Annotated in this window: 23 protein-coding genes; 9 read left to right on the top strand and 14 right to left on the bottom strand. The window is 63.7% G+C overall.

The features are described 5' to 3' along the window. Positions 1–10 precede the first annotated feature (10 nt). Complete coding sequence (locus tag QP908_RS01660) at positions 11–487, bottom strand: anti-sigma factor family protein (protein ID WP_239267872.1); 477 nt, start codon at positions 485–487, stop codon at positions 11–13. A gap of 65 nt (positions 488–552) precedes the next feature. Continuing rightward, on the bottom strand, positions 553–1,182 hold the full coding sequence (gene sigE / locus QP908_RS01655; protein ID WP_239267874.1) for an RNA polymerase sigma factor SigE: 630 nt from the start codon (positions 1,180–1,182) through the stop codon (positions 553–555). 151 nt (positions 1,183–1,333) lie between these two features. On the opposite strand from sigE, the gene QP908_RS01650 reads away from it, so the two are divergent. Continuing rightward, positions 1,334–1,981, top strand: coding sequence for an O-methyltransferase (locus tag QP908_RS01650; RefSeq protein ID WP_284771519.1), 648 nt, complete (start codon positions 1,334–1,336; stop codon positions 1,979–1,981). A 190-nt stretch (positions 1,982–2,171) separates the two neighbouring features. Continuing rightward, complete coding sequence (locus QP908_RS01645) at positions 2,172–3,614, top strand: GH32 C-terminal domain-containing protein (RefSeq protein ID WP_239267878.1); 1,443 nt, start codon at positions 2,172–2,174, stop codon at positions 3,612–3,614. A gap of 533 nt (positions 3,615–4,147) precedes the next feature. Here the strand turns inward: QP908_RS01645 and QP908_RS01640 are convergent. The 7 genes from QP908_RS01640 to dapE are packed head-to-tail and all read right to left on the bottom strand — an operon-like array spanning position 4,148 to position 8,913. Continuing rightward, complete coding sequence (locus QP908_RS01640; protein ID WP_284771518.1) at positions 4,148–5,014, bottom strand: methyltransferase domain-containing protein; 867 nt, start codon at positions 5,012–5,014, stop codon at positions 4,148–4,150. A 9-nt stretch (positions 5,015–5,023) separates the two neighbouring features. Beyond that, positions 5,024–5,191, bottom strand: coding sequence for a DUF3117 domain-containing protein (locus QP908_RS01635; protein WP_005280113.1), 168 nt, complete (start codon positions 5,189–5,191; stop codon positions 5,024–5,026). Between the two features lie 11 nt (positions 5,192–5,202). Beyond that, complete coding sequence (locus QP908_RS01630) at positions 5,203–5,508, bottom strand: DivIVA domain-containing protein (RefSeq protein WP_239267882.1); 306 nt, start codon at positions 5,506–5,508, stop codon at positions 5,203–5,205. Positions 5,509–5,511: 3 nt separating this feature from the next. Then, complete coding sequence (locus QP908_RS01625) at positions 5,512–6,234, bottom strand: glucosyl-3-phosphoglycerate synthase (protein WP_239267884.1); 723 nt, start codon at positions 6,232–6,234, stop codon at positions 5,512–5,514. Next, on the bottom strand, positions 6,231–7,043 hold the full coding sequence (gene folP, locus QP908_RS01620; RefSeq protein WP_239267984.1) for a dihydropteroate synthase: 813 nt from the start codon (positions 7,041–7,043) through the stop codon (positions 6,231–6,233). The genes QP908_RS01625 and folP overlap by 4 nt, the downstream gene beginning before the upstream one ends. A gap of 14 nt (positions 7,044–7,057) precedes the next feature. Beyond that, positions 7,058–7,822: an LOG family protein gene (locus tag QP908_RS01615; protein ID WP_239267886.1), complete on the bottom strand. Its 765-nt coding sequence runs from the start codon at positions 7,820–7,822 to the stop codon at positions 7,058–7,060. A gap of 2 nt (positions 7,823–7,824) precedes the next feature. Further along, positions 7,825–8,913: a succinyl-diaminopimelate desuccinylase gene (dapE, locus tag QP908_RS01610; RefSeq protein WP_239267888.1), complete on the bottom strand. Its 1,089-nt coding sequence runs from the start codon at positions 8,911–8,913 to the stop codon at positions 7,825–7,827. 88 nt (positions 8,914–9,001) lie between these two features. On the opposite strand from dapE, the gene QP908_RS01605 reads away from it, so the two are divergent. The 3 genes from QP908_RS01605 to QP908_RS01595 all read left to right on the top strand — a co-directional run bounded on the left by QP908_RS01605 (position 9,002) and on the right by QP908_RS01595 (position 12,782). Next, positions 9,002–10,360, top strand: a complete 1,359-nt coding sequence (locus tag QP908_RS01605; protein WP_239275294.1) for an amino acid permease — start codon at positions 9,002–9,004, stop codon at positions 10,358–10,360. A gap of 17 nt (positions 10,361–10,377) precedes the next feature. Then, positions 10,378–11,349, top strand: coding sequence for a 2,3,4,5-tetrahydropyridine-2,6-dicarboxylate N-succinyltransferase (gene dapD, locus QP908_RS01600; RefSeq protein WP_239267892.1), 972 nt, complete (start codon positions 10,378–10,380; stop codon positions 11,347–11,349). A 101-nt stretch (positions 11,350–11,450) separates the two neighbouring features. Continuing rightward, the gene (locus QP908_RS01595) at positions 11,451–12,782 is read left to right on the top strand and encodes an amino acid permease (RefSeq protein WP_349819867.1); all 1,332 of its coding nucleotides are present in this window, start codon (positions 11,451–11,453) and stop codon (positions 12,780–12,782) included. A 145-nt stretch (positions 12,783–12,927) separates the two neighbouring features. Here the strand turns inward: QP908_RS01595 and QP908_RS01590 are convergent, their stop codons facing one another. After that, entirely contained in the window at positions 12,928–13,137 is a 210-nt protein-coding gene (locus tag QP908_RS01590; RefSeq protein WP_284771517.1) for a hypothetical protein, read from the bottom strand. Between the two features lie 106 nt (positions 13,138–13,243). Here QP908_RS01590 and QP908_RS01585 point away from each other — a divergent pair, with 106 nt between their 5' ends. The 4 genes from QP908_RS01585 to QP908_RS01570 all read left to right on the top strand — a co-directional run bounded on the left by QP908_RS01585 (position 13,244) and on the right by QP908_RS01570 (position 14,836). Then, the gene (locus tag QP908_RS01585) at positions 13,244–14,089 is read left to right on the top strand and encodes a type IV toxin-antitoxin system AbiEi family antitoxin domain-containing protein (protein WP_239267896.1); all 846 of its coding nucleotides are present in this window, start codon (positions 13,244–13,246) and stop codon (positions 14,087–14,089) included. A gap of 65 nt (positions 14,090–14,154) precedes the next feature. Beyond that, the gene (locus QP908_RS01580; protein ID WP_023017728.1) at positions 14,155–14,364 is read left to right on the top strand and encodes a helix-turn-helix transcriptional regulator; all 210 of its coding nucleotides are present in this window, start codon (positions 14,155–14,157) and stop codon (positions 14,362–14,364) included. Then, entirely contained in the window at positions 14,357–14,635 is a 279-nt protein-coding gene (locus QP908_RS01575; protein ID WP_239267898.1) for a hypothetical protein, read from the top strand. Before QP908_RS01580 ends, QP908_RS01575 begins: the two co-directional genes overlap by 8 nt. A gap of 69 nt (positions 14,636–14,704) precedes the next feature. Then, on the top strand, positions 14,705–14,836 hold the full coding sequence (locus QP908_RS01570; RefSeq protein WP_255722656.1) for a hypothetical protein: 132 nt from the start codon (positions 14,705–14,707) through the stop codon (positions 14,834–14,836). Between the two features lie 431 nt (positions 14,837–15,267). Here QP908_RS01570 and QP908_RS01565 read toward each other — a convergent pair whose 3' ends face one another. From QP908_RS01565 to fdxA, 4 genes are read right to left on the bottom strand one after another with little or no spacing between them, the layout of a single operon-like run. Next, positions 15,268–15,828, bottom strand: coding sequence for a GtrA family protein (locus QP908_RS01565; protein WP_005280100.1), 561 nt, complete (start codon positions 15,826–15,828; stop codon positions 15,268–15,270). 29 nt (positions 15,829–15,857) lie between these two features. Then, positions 15,858–16,646, bottom strand: a complete 789-nt coding sequence (locus QP908_RS01560; RefSeq protein WP_239267986.1) for a pseudouridine synthase — start codon at positions 16,644–16,646, stop codon at positions 15,858–15,860. A 52-nt stretch (positions 16,647–16,698) separates the two neighbouring features. Next, positions 16,699–17,787, bottom strand: coding sequence for a succinyldiaminopimelate transaminase (dapC, locus tag QP908_RS01555; protein WP_239275754.1), 1,089 nt, complete (start codon positions 17,785–17,787; stop codon positions 16,699–16,701). Positions 17,788–17,790: 3 nt separating this feature from the next. Continuing rightward, complete coding sequence (gene fdxA / locus QP908_RS01550; RefSeq protein ID WP_023017724.1) at positions 17,791–18,114, bottom strand: ferredoxin; 324 nt, start codon at positions 18,112–18,114, stop codon at positions 17,791–17,793.

Here is an 18,114-nt window from a genome sequence, read left to right as displayed (position 1 = left end):
CGCCCTCCGTTTAGTTCTGCCCGCGCTGATTGTGTTTAATCGCGCGTACCACCGTCTCGACTTTATCCAGAAAATCCTGCTCCGGCCGGTGCGCCGGGGTCGACGCATCGGGCCCCGGCGCCACGCCCTCCGTAGCCATTCCCGCCAGCTTAGCCAATAAGGACTGCGGGGCCTTCACCGCGGAATCATCGCTGCAGTGACGTACCCACTCGGAGGCGTGGCGCTGGTGGTGCACGTCGGCGCGACACTCCGCGCAGTGTACTAGATGGATGCGCACGCGGTGCATGGCTTTGGGTTCCATCTCCCCATCGACGAAGGCAACGACGGCCTCTGGGCCAAGGTGACCGATGGAATCGCTGCGCCGCGCCCGCGCCTTTGCCTTATCCCGGGCCTTCGCCTGCGCGGGGGTGAACTCGCCCCGTACGCTGAGCCTGGAGAGGGTGCGGCGTCCTCGCAGTGAGTCCATCGACACCCTCCTCACGTTCATTCCACAGACGGATTACTCACACTTAAGTCCCCCTGCCACGCGGCAGGGGAGGTAATGATTCGATTCTAGCGCGTGCGCAGCAAGATGCGCGCTTCCGCATTGGTCTGTGCCTCTTTTTCCAGCGCCGCGCGCAGTTGGGAGCGGCCGCGGTGGATGCGCGAGCGCACCGTGCCCATCTTTACGCCGAGGGTCTCGGCGATTTCGTCGTAGCTCATGCCTTCGATATCACACAGAACCACGGCAACGCGGAAATCCGGCGCCAAGCTATCCAGCGCGGACTGCAGCACCGGGTCCAGGTTCGCCACGGTATAGGCCTGCTCCGGGGTCATATCCGTCCCCGGAACGCGCTCATAATCCTCTGGCAGGGACTCCATGCGAATCTTGGAGCGGTGGCGCACCATATCCAAAAAGAGGTTCGTAGTGATGCGGTGCAGCCAGCCGCCGAAGGTACCCGGTTGGTACTTATCCAAGGAGCGGAAAACACGCATGAAGGTCTCTTGGGTGAGATCCTCGGCATCCTGCTGGTCACCGGATAAACGGTAGGCTAGGCGGTACACGCCATCGGCATGCTCTGCCACCAATTCGGCCCACGAAGGCATCGTAGCTTCCCCAGCATCGAACGCCGCGGTACCGGTCAACTCCACGTTCGCATCGGTGGAGGCAACGGACTCGGCATCGCGCTTCGTTTCTGTCATGGGTGTCATTTTTCTATACTCGGCGCGGAAACTCCAGCTGCTGCGCTGATAATATCCTGTGAGTCCGTCACATACTTCCCACAGACCACAATTTCGCTGGCTAGGCGCGTTTTTGCCACCCTTGCGCGCAACTTTACCTATTGTCTTAATCGTGACTACTACCGCATATGACGCACTGCGCTCCTATATCGATTCCACCAGTGAGCCTTCGGCGGCTCTCCGCGGCGCCCGCGACCACGCCGAGGAATACGGCCTGCCCGTCCCGGATGAATCCACCGGCCAGCTTCTCACGACGCTGACGGCGACGTCTTCCGGTGTGGTAGACCGCCCCCAGGCCGTGGCGATTACCCCCGCCGCCTCCGTCGTGGGCCTCTACCTGTTCGCGGGCATGCCGGATAACGGCATCCTCACGTGCATCGACCCTGAGACCGAGCATCAGCGCAGCGCCAAGGCCGCCTTCCGCGAGGCCGGCTACGCCCCCACCCGCGGTCGCTTCCTTCCCTCGCGCCCCCTCGACGTGCTCGGACGCCTGGCTACCGAGGCCTACCAGATCATTTACGCGGACGTCGCTGCCCTCGACCTCCCTGCCCTCATCAAGGCGGCCTGGCCCCTGCTGCACCAGCACGGCACGCTGGTGCTTGCCAATGCGCTTCTCGATGGCACCGTTGCCGACACCTCCCGCACCGACCGCGATACCGCCGCCGCGCGCGAAGCCGATGAATACCTCCGCGAGCTCGAAGGCGCCACCGTGACCCGGCTCCCACTGGGATCGGGGCTGACATTGGTGACGAAGCTTTAAGGGAGCATCGGCAAGCAAGGGCCCCTGCACGCGCTAAAAGATATCCGTATTCTGGGTGTACATGACAGCCGGACACTGGCCCATAAAGTTCGCGAAAGCACCGCGTGGCAGGTCAACGAGTTTCCTCCCCGGCGTAGCTGCCACCCCAACCCAAGCTTGTAACCCGCACCTGATTTAAGAGAGGAATGCCGTGACGACTCACCGCCCCGAACTCCACTTCATCCCCGATGCCGGCATCCTAGACGCGCCCGCCGGCGTCCTTCGTGATGGCGATACATGGCACATGTTCTACCAGTACCGCCCCACTCCCGATGCCCCGGCCCGCTGGGGACACACGTACTCGGAGGAAGTACCGTTTAACTGGCTGGACTGCGATGACGTCCTCGCGCCCGTCGGCGGCGAGCTCGCCCTCCGCGCGGGTTCCGTGGCCCAAGGTGAGGACGCCATCAACCTCTATTTCACCTCTGTGACCGCGACCGGCACCTCCATTCGCCTCGCGCGCTATTCCGGCATCGACGATGTCTGCGAGGTCTCCGATGACTCCTCAGCCCTCGACCCCAACGTCGTGCGCTTTGGCGAGGTGGCCGGCAATACCACCGACCACACCCGTTTCCGCTCGCCTTCCGTCGTGCCCGATTGGGCCACCGATGACCGCGAAGACGGCCACATGGGTTGGCTCATGCTGGCGCTATCCGGCCGCACCGAAACCCCGCAGCCGGTCATTCTAGAAAGCCACGACGGCATCTCATGGTCCCTGCGCGGCAGCCTCACCTTCGAGGGTGACCCAGGCTTCCTCGACGGCGAGGTGCCCGCCGATTCCCCCATTCCCCCAGTGGTTTCCCCGCGCATCGTGCGCCTGCGCGATGAAATCGACGAGGAAATCTACGACGTGCTTTTCGTCACCCTCGAGCGCGACGGCCGCGATGTCTCCGGCTACCTCGTGGGCCAGCTGGAAGATACCACCTTCACGGTGGTCTCCGGTTTCCGCCGCGTGGACTTCGGCCACGATTTCTCCCGCCCGCGCAATACCAACGCCACCGCAGGCACGATTCCTGAAGAAAGCCGCTACGAGCGCGCCGTCATCCTCGGCCTGCTCAACGGCAACGGCCGCGGCGATGACGCCACCCAGCACGCCTCTTGGGATGCCGAGGGCTGGTCGAATGCCCTCTCCCTGCCGCGCCAGGTCACGCTCGAGGGCGGCGTCTTGTACCAGGCACCGGCCACCGGCCTGCCCGAGGCGGTCAAGCTTTCGGATTACGCGCGCTCCTGGACCGGCGTCATGGAGGTTCCCACCGGCTCCAGCGTCACCATCACCCTTCGCGATGGCAACGGCAACCCCGCCGCCACCATCTGCCACTCCGGCGAGGAAATCAGCCTCGATCGTTCCATGAACAAGGCCTTCGATCACTTCTTCGCCGATTCCGCTCCCGCCACCGCCACGCTTGCCGATGGCGACTCCGACACCCTCACCATCATCCAAGACGGCTCCACGGTAGAGGTCTTCGTCGACGGCGGCCTCATCGCCATGGCCTCCCGCGTCTATTTCGACGGCGGCTGCTCCGGCATGGATGTCGAGACCACCGGCGACGCAGTCATCGAACAAGACTGGCAGCGCTCCGGTTCCAAGCTCTAATACTGCTACCCTCCCCCTGCCGCCACGCGCCTTTTGGCCAGCCTCTCGCCACCCGCCTTTCGGCGCCCGCCCTTCGCGCTCACCGGCGAGGCGTCGCGACATCGGCAAGCAGCTCCCCGTGAGCACCAAAGGAGGCAACGGTGGCTGGCTGACTCCACACCCACCCTTCGCGCTCACCGGCGAGCGACTCCGGCCATCAGAATGTGCTTGCCGTGAGCGCGAAGGGCGAGTATTCCTTCCATCTGTCCCTAGGACCGACCGCACGAGTCAAATGATGCCGTCCTTAGCCGCATTCTGCACCCTCGTTTTCCGTCAGCCACCGCCCTGCCGATGCCACCAGCTCTTCGCGCTCACGGGCAAGGTGGAGGGGTATCGGCAAGCTGTTCCCTGTGAGCGCCAAGGGAGGGTACGGTGACTGGCCTATTCCACACCCGCCCTTTGCGCTCACCGGAAACACAAATGAACCGCCCCGGGCGCTGCTGGTGAGCGCGAAGGGCGGTATGTATGCCGAAGGCGAGGTGAACCTGCGTTTATTAAACCGCGCGGAGGCGGTCTAGGCGAGCGCGGGCGGTGACCGTCAGCGTGGGTGGAAAGGCGGCCATTCGCTCGGCGAGCTCATCGGCGCTGATGTGGCGGGCGGACGGGCTCATTCCTACCTGTGCGGCGATGGCCGCTTTATCCAGGTGAATGGGGAAGGAAATATCGACCGGGTCGGCCGCTTGCTCGAGGTGGCCTTCTGCCTGCTCATACATGCGCTCGACCTTGCCCTCTTCCACGCCGAGGATGCCGAGGGGTTCGCGCAGCTCATCGAGGTGCCCCGCGCCCGGGGTCAGAACGATGACCTGGCCGCCGGGGGCGAGGACGCGCTGGAATTCGGATGGGTTGCGCGGGGCGAAGACCACGGAAATCGCGTCGATGGATTCATCGCGGATGGGAAGTTGCTGCCAGACATCGGCAACCACGGCACCCACGCGTGGGTGGCACTTAGCCAAGTGCTTGGCCGCATGCGGGGAAATATCGAGGCCGACGCCGCGCGCGCCGTCGATGGAGTCAAGCGTGTGGGCCAGATAGTAGCCGGTTCCGGCGCCGACCTCGAGAAGCGAGGCGGGCGTAGAGGCAGACAGCGAGCTGGCATCGAGCGCGTCTTGTACTGCGCCGGTCACAGACTCAACGAACGGCGCGAAATGGCCGGTGGCTAGGTACGCTTCGCGGGCGTTGACCATATCCATGTCATCGCCCTTGTGCTTCAGGCCAGCACCGGCCGCTAAGGTCACATACCCTTGCTTGGCCACATCAAAGGAATGGCCGGATTCCGAAACGAGGCGGGAAAAATCATCGGCGCCGGAAAGCGCCGTGCCGTCGTTTGGATCGGCCAGAATGTCGACGATATGAGAAAGCATGTATCCAGACTAGCTAGAAACCTCGGTCAACAAAGAACCGAGCTCCGCGGCCTCTTCTTTGTTCAGCTCGATAACGATGCGCCCGCCGCCGTCGGATGGGATGCGCATGACGATCTTGCGGGATTCCACCACCGCTTCCATTTCGCCGCCAGTGGTACGTGGCTTCATTGCTGCCATAGTTGGGCTCCTTAACTTTCTTCGTTTCTTTCCAGCTTAGTCCCTTTTTGCCCGCTTTTCCGCGCGGCCGCTAATTCCAGCTCCAGTTGCGCGAGCAGATCATCAACCTGATCTTGGCGGTACCCACGCGGCACGACCTCGAATTGCACGTCCTCAAAACGGCCCTGAGCTGCGGCGGCGCGGTTATTTTCCAGCACCTTCTGCGGCTCATCGGGCGGGTCCATCACGGTCCCGGGGCCAAAAATCGAACCCCACAGCCACGTTCCGATCACAATGAACGCAATGAGCACCACGATGAGCACAATCCAGGACAGCATGACTTAAATCCTACCTAGCAGCGGTGGGCGCTGAGCAATCGGCGCACTCACCCCGGCGCGCGAGAGCAGCGTGCGCGCCACGATATCCGCCATCGGCGCGAGCTCATCAAGCGGCCGATTGCGGTGGACACGAGTGCCTAGGTCGACTTCTGTCAGCCCGCCGCGCTTGCCGATGTCCACCAACAGCCCCGCTTCCACCCCATAGCCCTCCACGAAGGGCACTTCTAGCGCGGCAGAGCGGCGAAGCGCGTACTCGCCGCCCAGAGGCTGATCGATGTGGGCTAGCTCCGGGAAGAATTGCCGGATGAGCGGCTTTGCAGTCAATTCGGTCACGCGCCCGCCGCCGGTGGGTTGGCCATTGAGACTACGGCGATAGCGGGCCTTGACCATGTTCACACCCGGATCCTTAAAGGGCGCCGCGAGCGCTGTGACCATGCCGGGCGCGGCGGATTCTAGATCGGCGTCAATAAAGACGACGATGTCCCCGCGCGCGGCGGCGACCCCGCGCCACAGGGATTCCCCCTTGCCGGGGCGCGGCGGTTCGGGCAGGATATCGCGCCAATTGCGCACGTCGGCACCGGCTGCGCGCGCCACTGCGGCGGTGTCGTCGGTGGAATCGGCGTCGATGACGAGCACTTCGAGGGGGTCATCGGCAAGGCAGGCGCGGATAACGCCGGCCACGGTGGGCTCCTCGTTGAGGGCGGGGATGATGACGGAAACGCTCATGCGAGTCCACGGGTGGTGTCAAGGGGCGCGGCCGTGCCCTGGATGGCGGCGGTCATGCGGATGACGTCTATGGTTTCAGCAACCTCGTGGACGCGGAAGGCGGCCACCCCGTGCGCTGCGGCCCAGGCGGTGGCGGCGAGCGTTCCAGCGACGCGATCTCCTACCCCGCGCGCGAGGGTCTCACCCACGAAGTCCTTATTGGATAGCGCCATGAGCACGGGCCAGCCGGTGTCGACGATCTCATCAATGCGCCGCAAAAGTTCTAGGCCGTGATAGGTGTTTTTACCAAAGTCATGCGTGGGATCGATGAAGGTGAGATCTTCCGGGCAGCCAAGCCCCGCAGCCTTTTCTGCCAGGGCGGTGGTCTCAGCAATGACATCGGCAACGACGTCATCAAAGTGCACGCGGTGTGGGCGGGTGCGCGGGGTAATCCCGCCGGTATGCGAGCACACGTAGCCTACGCGGTGGTGGCCGGCGACCTCGATAAGCTGCGGATCCCAGCCGGCCCAGGTGTCATTGACCAGCCCGGCCCCGGCGGCGATGGCGGCCTCGGCGACCTCGCTGCGCCAGGTGTCCACGGAAATGAGTACCTCTGAGTGGCGCTCGTGCACGCGGGCAATGGTGGGCACGACGCGGTCGATTTCCTCCGCGCTATCCACCTCCTCGCCCGGTCCGGCCTTGACCCCGCCGATATCGATGATGGAGGCTCCCGCCGCAATGGCCTCATCGCAGCGCTTGAGGGCGGGGTCCATGTCAAAGGTGGCCCCCTTGTCATAAAAGGAATCCGGGGTGCGATTGACTATCGCCATCACGCGCGCGAGGCTCAACGCGGCTCCCTAATGCGCTTATCGCTCATCACCTTGTGGCGCTCGATGATGTGGGCGACGGCCTCATCGGGGTCATCGGTAAGCAGGAAAAGCTCTTGGTCATCTTCGTTGATGTACCCGCCAGCGGCGAGGGTATTTTTCATCCACTCCAGCAGGCCAGACCAATAATCGGTGCCCATGAGCACGATGGGATAGTTGGTGACCTTACCGGTCTGAACCATGCAGAGAACCTCGAAGAACTCATCCATGGTGCCCATGCCGCCGGGCAGGCAGACGAAGGCCTGGGAGTACTTCAAGAACATGGTCTTGCGGGCAAAGAAGTAGCGGAAGTTCAGGCCCAAGTCCACGTACTCGTTGAGGCCCTGCTCGTGCGGCAATTCGATGCCGAGTCCCACCGAGAGGCCATCGCCCTCGTGCGCGCCCTTATTCGCGGCCTCCATGATGCCGGGGCCGCCGCCGGTGATGACGGCGTAGGCGCACTCGGCGAGCTTGCGGCCGAGTTCTTCGGCCATCTGATAGCTCGCATCCTCAGGCTTGGTGCGCGCGGAGCCAAAGACCGTCACTGCCTTGGGCAGCTTGGCCAGCGCATCGAAGCCGGCGACGAATTCGCCTTGGATGCGCAGCACGCGCCACGGATCGGCATGCTGCCATTCGTGGTCCGCGCCGGATTCCAACAGGCGCTGGTCAAAGGTGGAGCCTTGTTCTCCTTCGCTGCGCAGCAAGAGCGGGCCGCGCAGGGTACGCATGTGGTCAGGGGTCATTTTTATCCCTTCAAGTAATTAAGCAGAGCGGTAGAAACTTCGGTGATTTGCGCCGTGGGCACCTGCTCGTCCTTCTTATGCGCAAAGCCCGGATCGCCGGGGCCAAAATTCACGGCCGAAATGCCCATCTCAGCAAAGCGCGAGACATCGGTCCAGCCGAACTTGGCGCGGACGTTGCCACCGACGGCATCGACAAGCGCACGCGCCGCAGGCTGCCCCAGGCCAGGCAGGGCGGCGCCAGCAATGTCGTCGATCTCGATGGTGACGTCCTCATGCTTGCCGATGACCCCCTTCATGTACTCCAGTGCCTCCTCCGTGCTGCGGTCCGGGGCGAAGCGGAAGTTGACGAACATCCAGGCCTCGTCCGGCAGGGTATTGGTGGCCACGCCGGCCTCGAGGTGGACGATGTTCAGCCCCTCGTGGTAGGTGCAGCCATCGATGGTGACCTCGCGCGGCTCGTAGTCCGCAATGCGCGTCATGACGGGGGCAAGCTTGTGCGCGGCGTTGGAGCCGAGCCACGCGCGGGCCGAGTGCGCGCGGGTGCCATGCGCCGTCACGCGCAGGCGAATCGTGCCCTGGCAGCCGGCCTCGACCATGGCGCCGGAGGGCTCACCCAGGAGCGCGAAATCGCCCTGCAACCACTCGGGGTGGTCCTTTTGCAAGTGGCCCAGCCCATTAAATTCAGTGGATACCTCTTCGCCCTCATAAGCGATGACGGTCAGGTCGTGCTGAAGCTCTTCCGATTCATGCAGGTGAGCAAAGGCGTTGAGGTATACCGCCATGCCGGATTTCATGTCCACAGTGCCGCAGCCGAACATGATCTCGGCGCCATCTTCGGCGGTGTCCATGCAATGCGGTACGTTATCTGCCAATGGAACGGTATCGATGTGGCCTGCAAGAACCACGCGGGAATCCATCCCGCGGTTCGTGCGCGCGCACACGGTATTGCCAAAGCGGGCGACCTCCACGTTGAGACCACGCAGGGCTTCTTCCACCGCATCCGCGATGGCCTCCTCGTGGTGGGAGGGGCTCGGGATATCGACGAGCGCCTTGGTCACTTCAATGGGGTCGGCATATAGATCTAAAGTCACAAGCCGCCATGGTAGCGCCCCGCTGGGTCCGTTGCATTGTGTAATGTTCACTTCACTGCAAAAAATAACCTCTCACAAGGTGGTAATTATGGCCGAAGCCACACAATTGAAATCGCGACACCTCACCATGATGGGCCTTGGCTCCGCGGTGGGTGCCGGTCTCTTCTTGGGCGTCGGATTGGGAATCCAAATCTCCGGCACCTCGGTGCTCATCTCTTATGCCGTCGCCGGCGTCCTCATCGCGCTCATCATGTGGATGCTCGGGGAAATAGCCGCGGCGCGTCCCTCCCTGGGTTCCTTTTCCACCTACGCCGGCCAAGCTTTCGGCCACTGGGCGCGCTTTACGATGGGCTGGATCTACTGGTTCATGCTCATCATGGTCATGGGTGCCGAGATCACGGGCGCCGCCGCGATCATCGGCAGTTGGTTCGATATCGCCCCGTGGATTCCCGCGCTCATCGCGGTGGCCTTTTTCGCCGTGGTGAATTTCGCCGCCGTCCGCGGTTTCGGTGAATTCGAGTTCTGGTTCGCCATCATCAAGGTCGCCGTCATCCTCGCCTTCCTCGTCGTCGGCATCCTCATGGCACTCGGCATCCTGCCCGGCATGGATCTCTCCCGCGCCGGCACCAACTTCACCGATAACTTCCTGCCCAATGGCATGCCGGGCTTCGCCGCGGGGCTGCTCGCCGTGGCCTTCGCCTTCGGCGGCATCGAGCTGGTCACCATCGCCGCCGCCGAGTCGGAGGACCCCGCCCGCAACGTGGCTACCGCAGTGCGCGCCATCATCGTGCGCATCATGATCTTCTACATCGGCTCCATCGTGGTCATCACCATGGCCCTGCCATTTAGCCAGATTCAAGATGCCGATGCCGCCGCCGATTCGCCGTTTACCTTGGTGCTCGAGGCCGCCAAGATTCCTTTCGCCGCAGGCTTCATGGAGGCCATCATCGCGCTGGCCCTGTTGTCCGCCTTTAACGCCCAAATTTACGCCACCTCCCGCTTGGTCTTTGACATGGCCAAGGACCACTGCGCGCCCAAGTTCTTCCTCAAGACCAACCACTCCGGCTCCCCCATCAACGCCGTCATCTTGTCCATGATCTTCGCCTTCGCCTCGGTGGGCCTCCAATTCTGGAACCCGCCGGGACTGCTGGCCTTCCTCTTCAACGCCGTCGGTGGCTGCCTCTTGGTTGTGTGGGCGTTTATCGTCGCCTCCTTCCTCAAGCTTCACCCGCAGTTGAAAGCGAACGGCGAGCTCACGGATATCCGCGTGCCCGGCTACCCCTGGTTGCCGTGGGCGACCGCCGCCGCGCTGGCCGCGCTGACCATCTTCATGCTCTTTGATCCCTCCGCCCGCAACCAAGTCATCGCCGTCATCATCCTCTTTGCCGCACTCGTCGCCTTGTCCTTTGTGGTTCCCGCGGGCAAGCGCGAACAAGTACGACAGTAATTGCTAAGCTAGCCACCATGACTTCTGCATCCGCACGTGGCCTGGCAACCATTACCCACGACGGCACCGTCTTGGACGTTTGGTTCCCAGCAGTTCATACCGATAAGCAAGTAGAGACCACCGGCACGACGCGTTTGGAGGAGACTCCGCAGCAGTTCTCCGCCCTCGTCGGCCCCGATGAGGAGCGCGGCGTGGCCCGCGTGGCGGTGGAAACCTCCATCGCTGACCTCGACGAGGCCCCGACCGATACCTACGACGCCTACCTGCGCCTCCACCTGCTCTCCCACCGTGAGGTAAAGCCGCACGGCCTCAACATGGACGGCATCTTCCGCCACCTCAATAACGTGGTGTGGACCAACTACGGCCCCTGCGCCGTGTCCGATTTCCAGATGGTGCGCGGCCGCCTCGCCTCCCGCGGCCCCGTCGTGGTCTACTCCGTGGATAAGTTCCCCCGCATGGTGGACTACGTTGTCCCCTCCGGTGTGCGCATCGGTGACGCCGACCGCGTCCGCTTAGGCGCCCACCTCGCAGAGGGCACCACGGTCATGCACGAGGGCTTCGTCAACTTCAACGCCGGTACCCTGGGCGCTTCCATGGTGGAAGGTCGCATTTCCGCGGGCGTCGTCGTGGGCGATGGCTCCGATATCGGCGGCGGCGCCTCCATCATGGGCACCCTGTCCGGCGGCGGCAAGGAAGTGATTTCCATCGGCGAGCGCTGCCTGCTCGGCGCTAACTCGGGCATCGGCATTTCGCTTGGCGATGACGCCGTTATCGAAGCCGGCCTCTATGTCACCGCCGGCACCAAGGTCGCCGTCTTTGGCAAGGTGGCTGAGGCCCTGGGCGTCGGCAATGGCGAGGCCGTCAAGGGCTCCCAGCTCTCTGGTGCCTCCGGCCTGCTGCTGCGCCGCAATTCCGTCTCTGGTGCCGTCGAGGCCGTGGAGTGGAATGCCGAGGCCGTCGCGCTGAACGAGGACCTCCACAAGAATTAACGCCACCCCAATTCCCGTGCCCTGCGGCCGAGAAATACCATGGAGAAGTGTCTGATAACTCTTCTGCCCTTGGTTCTGGCCTGAAGGTCCGCCACCTGACCATGATGGGGCTTGGCTCCACCATTGGCGCCGGTCTCTTCCTTGGCACGGGCGTCGGCATTTCCGCCGCTGGCCCAGCGGTGATCATCGCCTACGCGATCGCCGGCTTCCTCGCCATCCTCGTGATGCAAATGCTCGGAGAGATGGGAACAGTCATCCCCGCCTCCGGCTCCTTTTCCGAATACGCCGAGCACGGCATCGGCCGCTGGGCGGGCTTTACCCAAGGGTGGATCTACTGGTGCGCCACCGTCGCCGTCCTCGGCGCCGAAATCACCGGCGCCGCGGGCTTCATCGGCTCGTGGTTCGACGTCCCGCCCTGGATCCCCGCCGCCATCTGCGTCGCCGTCTTCGGCCTCGTCAACCTGCTGCGCGTGCGCACCTTCGGCGAGTTCGAGTACTGGTTCGCGCTCATCAAGGTCGTCGTCATCATCGCCTTCCTCATCATCGGCGTCCTCCTCATCTTCGGCCTCCTGCCCGGCCACACCTTCGTGGGCACATCCGTCTTCCTTGCCGATGGCTTCATGCCCAACGGCCTCGGCGGCGTCGCCGCCGGCTTGCTCGCCGTCGCCTTCGCCTTCGGCGGCATCGAGGTCGTCGCCATCGCCTCCGCCGAATCCGAGGATCCCGAAAAGTCCCTCGTCAACGCCGTGCGCTCCACCATCCTGCGCATCTCTGTGTTCTACTTGGGCTCCGTCCTCGTCATCACGTTCCTGCTTCCCTATTCCAGCCTGGACGCCGCCTCCACCGCCGCCGAATCGCCCTTTACCATGGTCCTCGACCGCGCCGGCATCCCCGGCGCAGCCGGCATCATGGAGGTCATCATCGTCCTCGCGCTGCTATCCGCCTTCAACGCGCAAATCTTCGCCTCCTCCCGCATGATGCACTCGCTCGCCTCCCGCGGCGAGGCCCCGCGCATCTTCGCCGCCACCAATACCGAGGGCGTGCCCACTACCGCCATCGCCTTGTCCGTCGCACTGTCCGCGCTCATGGTCGTCCTCAACTACGCCGATACCGGCTGGTTGCTCACCTTCATGCTCAACGCCGCCGGCGCCTCCCTGCTCATCGTGTGGGTCTTCATCGCAGTCAGCCAGCTGCGCCTGCGCCGCCAACTCGAGGCCCTGCATCCCCTCCCCATCCGCATGTGGGCCTTCCCCTACCTCACCTGGTTCGCCCTCGCCCTCTTCGCGGCCATCGCGGTGCTCATGCTTACCGATGCCACCGCCCGCACCCAACTCCTCTCCGCTGCCGCCATGTTCACGGTGCTCGCCATCGCGGGTGTGCTCAATTCCAAGGTTCGCGGCATCGACCCGACCTCCACGCTCCCGCTGACCTAGCGGCCGCTCCCCGCCTCCGGCCCACCATCACTGCCTCACACCCCGTTACCCCGCCCGCACGCCCTACCGCTGACACCCGTCCCTGCCCTCACGCCCCATTACCCCGCCCTTCGCGCTCACCAGCGCTGGGCGGGGCACTGCGTTTTCACCTCCCGGTGAGCGCGACGGGTGTGGGACCGCCCCTCGCGGTCACGGGGATGAGGAAATGGACATCGGAAAGCGTGGGCGTGAGCGCAAAGGGCGGGCTGGGACCACACTCGCCCTTCGCGCTCACCAGGGGACGCTCCAGCGCATCTAAGTGGCCCCCGGTGAGCGCGAAGGGGACGTCGAGGGAGGCATGGAGGGAGTTATCCACAGGGCGGCGACGAAAATGGACCGTGGGACCGTGAAATGGGACGGTTATCCACAGGCTGGCGAAAGCCGTATGGACGGGGAGGCTGCTGCTTCTTTAGGTTGAAGCCATGGGGGCATGGACGACTGCGCAGTTGCGCGAGCAGGGGCTGGGCAAGGACGCGATTCGCCGGCGGGTGCGCGCGGGCAAGCTGCACCGCGTTCACCGGGGAATTTATACCGACGAGTGGTCGCCGCTGGCGGTGGCGAAGGCGCTAGTGCATGGGCTGAGCCGCATTCATTTTACGGGGAAGACCGCGCAGGAGATTCACCTTGACCGGCCGCTGACCTTTCCGCTGGAAGCGGAGGGGCCGCGGACGCTGAGGGGCAAGAATTTCCGTGTCTCGCATTCCCGGCTCAAGGCAACGAGCCTGGTCAAGGGGCTGCCGGTAGTGCAGGTCCTGTGGGCCGCTCGGAAGATTGCTAGGGCCTGTAGCCCGCTGCTGGAGGAGTTTTATCGCGGAGAGAAGGGGCCCGGCCGGCTGGAGCGGGACCGCAAGCGAATGGGCCGGACACCGCGCGCGTTGAAGGAGACGATTCGGATTTCGGCCATCGGCGCGGATAGCCCGCCGGAGCGAAAAGTCAGCCGCGCGCTGCGCGCAGAAGGCATTTTCCCTGTTCACAACGCCCTGGTGTGTGGGTACCGGTTCGACCTATTGATGGGCAAGCTCATCGTGGAAATCGACGGCTGGACCTACCACAGCCACAGCGTCGCGTTTCAGGCCGACCGCTCCAAGCAGAACGCCGCAACCGCGCACGGGTACACGGTTTTGCGCTTTACTGCCGATGACGTCACGCACCACCTTGACCAAGTCATTCTCCTCATCAAAGCCACCCGTGACCTGCTCAAAGGCCGCAAGCCACAGCTGCCTATATCCGCCACCCAGCCATATTGGCGCTGGCATCTGTGCGTCTAACCCTTGCCATAATGTAAAGTTTGCTTTACATTAGGTCATGTAAACACGACACGAGAGGTGATGTTGTGGCCGGACAACCCAACATGGTCCGCAAGTGGCGGCGCTGGCGCGAATGGTCGCAAGGCGAACTAGCAGAGCGCGTCGGCGTCTCCCGGCAAACTATCGCAAATATCGAACGCGGCAACTACTCCCCGTCCGTGCACCTCGCATTAGACATCTGCCACGAACTAAACAAAACAGTCGAAGAAATCTTTGGAGCTGAACAACATGATTAACGCCATCGCCAACATATCCCTCAACCAGATGGAGCGCGCCTCCACCGACGAGTTCGAACGTGACATCCTCACCAAGGCCTCCGCCATCACCCTCACCCCAATCACCTTCCTCGAGCTCATCGTCGCCGCCATCCTCGCCTGGTCCCTCCCCGGCCGCCTCAGCCTCCTCGCCCCCTCGCCATCGTCCCTTCCCTCGCCGGCACGTCCCTCAGCGCCGCCTGGATGCGCAGGCACATCGCCACCCCCACCGTCCACTCCAACTGGACTTTGACCGCCCTCTACCTCATCCCGATGTTCCTCTGCTTCGCCGGCATCGCCTACCACGCCTTCACGCTTTCCGATGTCCCTGCCGCCCCCCTACCTCATCTGCTCGACCGTAGGCGCCGTCACGGCCGTCCTCATCTCCCCCGCACTCCGACGGAAACAAAACCGCCGCGACCAGTCCCGCCTCGACGCCGAGCTCGAGGACTAATGCTCACTCCCACCGCTATCACGCACTCCACCACCCGCCCTTCGCGCTCACCGCGGACGGCGGGTGGTTTCCGTTTTCTACGCCCCGTGAGCGCGAAGGGGTGCTAGCGTCAGCGGCTCCCGGCCTCCCCACCCTTGCCGCTCACGGGGAGGAGATTTCGCCGACGGCAACCGTTGGCGGTGAGCGCGAAGGGCGAGGCCTCCCGTGCCGCTCACCGGGGGCGAGCGCTGCGCACGAAGTCCACCTCCCCGTGAGCGCGAAGGGAAGGGTGCCTCACACGCACCTGCTTGGCGATGCCCCTCCCTGCCCTTGCCGCTCACCGGCGGGCACAAAAAGACCCCAGCGCCCCACGCTGGTGAGCGCGAAGGGCGGCTGGGGCGGCTGGGGCTGTGCGGATGGCAGGGCCGTGGCCGGCGGCGAAGGGCGGGTAGTTAAACCGGCGCGACCTCGTCGACGACGACTGGCTTATTGGGCTTGGAGCGGAACGTCCAGAGCTTGTTGATGATGAAGTTGATAGGCATCGCCACGACGATGGAAATGGCCTGCGCCCAATAGGACTTGGTGCGCAATCCGGTGGAGTTATCAAAGACATCGGTGGGCAGGCCCACGGGCGAGTTGGGGTTCATTAGCAGCGTCAGGATGACCTGGCTGACGATAAACGCTCCGATTCCCGCCAAAAGGAACGGGAAGAAACCGCGAATCCAGGACACTTTGGACACGGTCCGAAAGGTCCACATGCGGTTGAGCTGGTAGTTCCAGGTATTGGCCACGAGGAAGGAGATGGTGGCAAAGACGTGGTACCAGCGGATGTGGAATGCAGAACCGAAGAGGTTCATGAAGGGGTCCTCGGCAAAGATATCCGCCGCACCAAAGAGTTTCTGCGCGAGAAAATACACGAAGAGGTTAACCGCGGTACCCGAGCCGCCGACAAGACCGAACTTAAGGAATTGCCCAAAATTGGACGCAAAGCGCGCAACGCTGAGGTCTGCCATGAGCCGCCTTTCTTGCCGGAGGTTAGTAATTACCTGATTGTAGTTCCTAAGCCCCGCGAACTGAAAAACTGACGCTCCGAATGTGATAAAGGATCTCTAAAAGATATAGTTTCGTGCAGCAAGGAAAGCGGGCGCGAGAAATCGTAGAGGCTGAGCGGACGCGGCGTGGGATAGGTGTCATCGCCGATGAGCGGGCGCCCAAGATGGTTCAGTAGCACCCGCAGCTGGTGCGTATGCCCCGTCCGCGGCCACATGGTCACCTCCCGCCCCGCAGCGCGCACATACGTCGAGGTCGGCGTGCCATTATCAGCCACGAGCACCTGCCTGCTGCCCCGCGGCTTGTGCATAGGCAGCCTGATTTCCTCATCGCAGAAAAGCGGCTGCTTGACGATGCCCCTATACCTCTTCACCGCCCTCCCCTCCAGGAAGATGCGCTGGTAGGGCGCGCGGGTCGCGGGATTGCGCGAGCAGATGACAAGGCCTGCGGTGAGGCGGTCAAGGCGGTGGAGCGGCACGATTTCGTCTTCGCCGAAGTCCACGCGCAGGCGAGTTTGCAGGGTTTCGCGCTGCAAACGGCCATTCGTGGTGGTGGGAAGAAAGTGCGGTTTATCGGCAACAATGATGTTTTCATCCGCGTGGACGACGGTGTAGACATAGGGGATCGGTTCCTCCGGCGGGACGAAGGGGTGATACCACGCGGGAATGGGCCGCGAAAGTACCGTGTCCGCGGGAAGGAGGGTTCCCTCCGGAAAGGGTGAGTCCCCGGCACGGGCGGCCCAGTACTCGCCTTCTAAAGGAACGCGATCGCGCAAGACCACCTTGCGGGGAGAAATCCCCTCCCGCGCAGGCGGGCGAAACGCGCGAGGCGAGTTAGGCACTGGCGAGGCGTTCGACAGCGGCGCGCACCCGCTCGTCGGTACCGTTTAAGCCGATGCGCACGTGTTGCGCACCCGAGGGGCCGTAAAAGTCGCCAGGTGCAGCGAGGATGCCCAAGGAAGCCAACCAGTCGATGGTCTCGCGGCAGCCTTCGCCGCGGGTGGCCCAGAGATACAGGCCGGCATCCGAGTGGTCGATGGTAAAGCCCGCTTTGATAAGCGCCTGCATCAATTCGGCGCGGCGCGCGGCGTAGCGCTGGCGCTGGAGGGCTTCGGTGGGGTCATCGTCAAGCGCGGCAACCATGGCCGCCTGAATCGGGCCTGGCACGATGAGGCCGGCGTGCTTGCGCAGCTCCAAGAGCTCCGCGATGAGGTCGTTATCGCCGGCGAAGAATCCGGCGCGGTAGGAGGCCATATTCGCGGACTTGGACAGCGAATGCATGGAGATAAGGCCGGTGTTATCGCCGTCGGTCACGCGCGGATCCAAGATGGATACCGGCGGGTTGTCATCGTTCCAGCCCAAGCCCATGTAGCACTCGTCGGAGGCGATGATGGCGCCCGTCGAGCGGGCCCAAGCCACGATGCAGCGCAGCTCCTCTACCCCAGCGACGCGGCCGGTAGGATTGGACGGGGAGTTGATAAATACCAGGGAGGCGTCCTGGAAGTCGTCGTCGGCTCGCAGCGGAGTGGCCCCAGCGAGGAGGGCGCCGACCTCGTAGGTGGGATAGGCCACCGAGGGGAAGGCGACGGTCTCGCCGCGCATGCCCAACAGGGTGGGCAGCCACGCGATGGCCTCCTTCGTGCCCACCACGGGCAGGACGCGGTCCACGTCCATGTGATAGCGGCGGCGGAGAGCGGAGGCGATGGCTTCGCGCAGCTCGGGCGTGCCCTGCGTTTGCGGATAACCGGGGGTCTCGGCGGCAGAGGACAGCGCCAGCTGCACGCCAGGGGCGACCGGATCTACGGGGTTGCCTACCGAAAGGTCAACGATTCCATCTGGATGCGCCTGGGCCTTCTTCTTGGCGCCAGCCAGCGAGTCCCAGGGGAAATCTGGAAGCGATTGTCCTAGCGGTGTGCGGGCCATGAATTACTCCTGATTCTGTGGGGGCAGCGCGGCTACCATTGACGCATCGAAATCTTGCGGGCCGAGGGCTGCCGCTCCACCGGGTGAGCCCAAGTCATCGAAGAATGCTGCGTTGGCATCGTTGTAATCGATCCACTCATCGGGAACGTCGTCCTCGTAGAAGATGGCCTCTACCGGGCATGCGGGCTCGCAGGCGCCGCAGTCCACGCATTCATCTGGGTGGATGTAGAGCATGCGCTTGCCTTCGTAAATGCAATCGACGGGGCATTCCTCAACACAGCCGCGGTCCATTACATCAACGCAAGGTTGAGCGATTGTATAAGTCAT

This window comes from Corynebacterium sp. MSK204 (assembly GCF_030229885.1).
Lineage (GTDB): Bacteria > Actinomycetota > Actinomycetes > Mycobacteriales > Mycobacteriaceae > Corynebacterium.
Note: the sequence above shows the minus strand (reverse complement) of the source record. Positions and strands in the feature narration are given on the sequence as shown.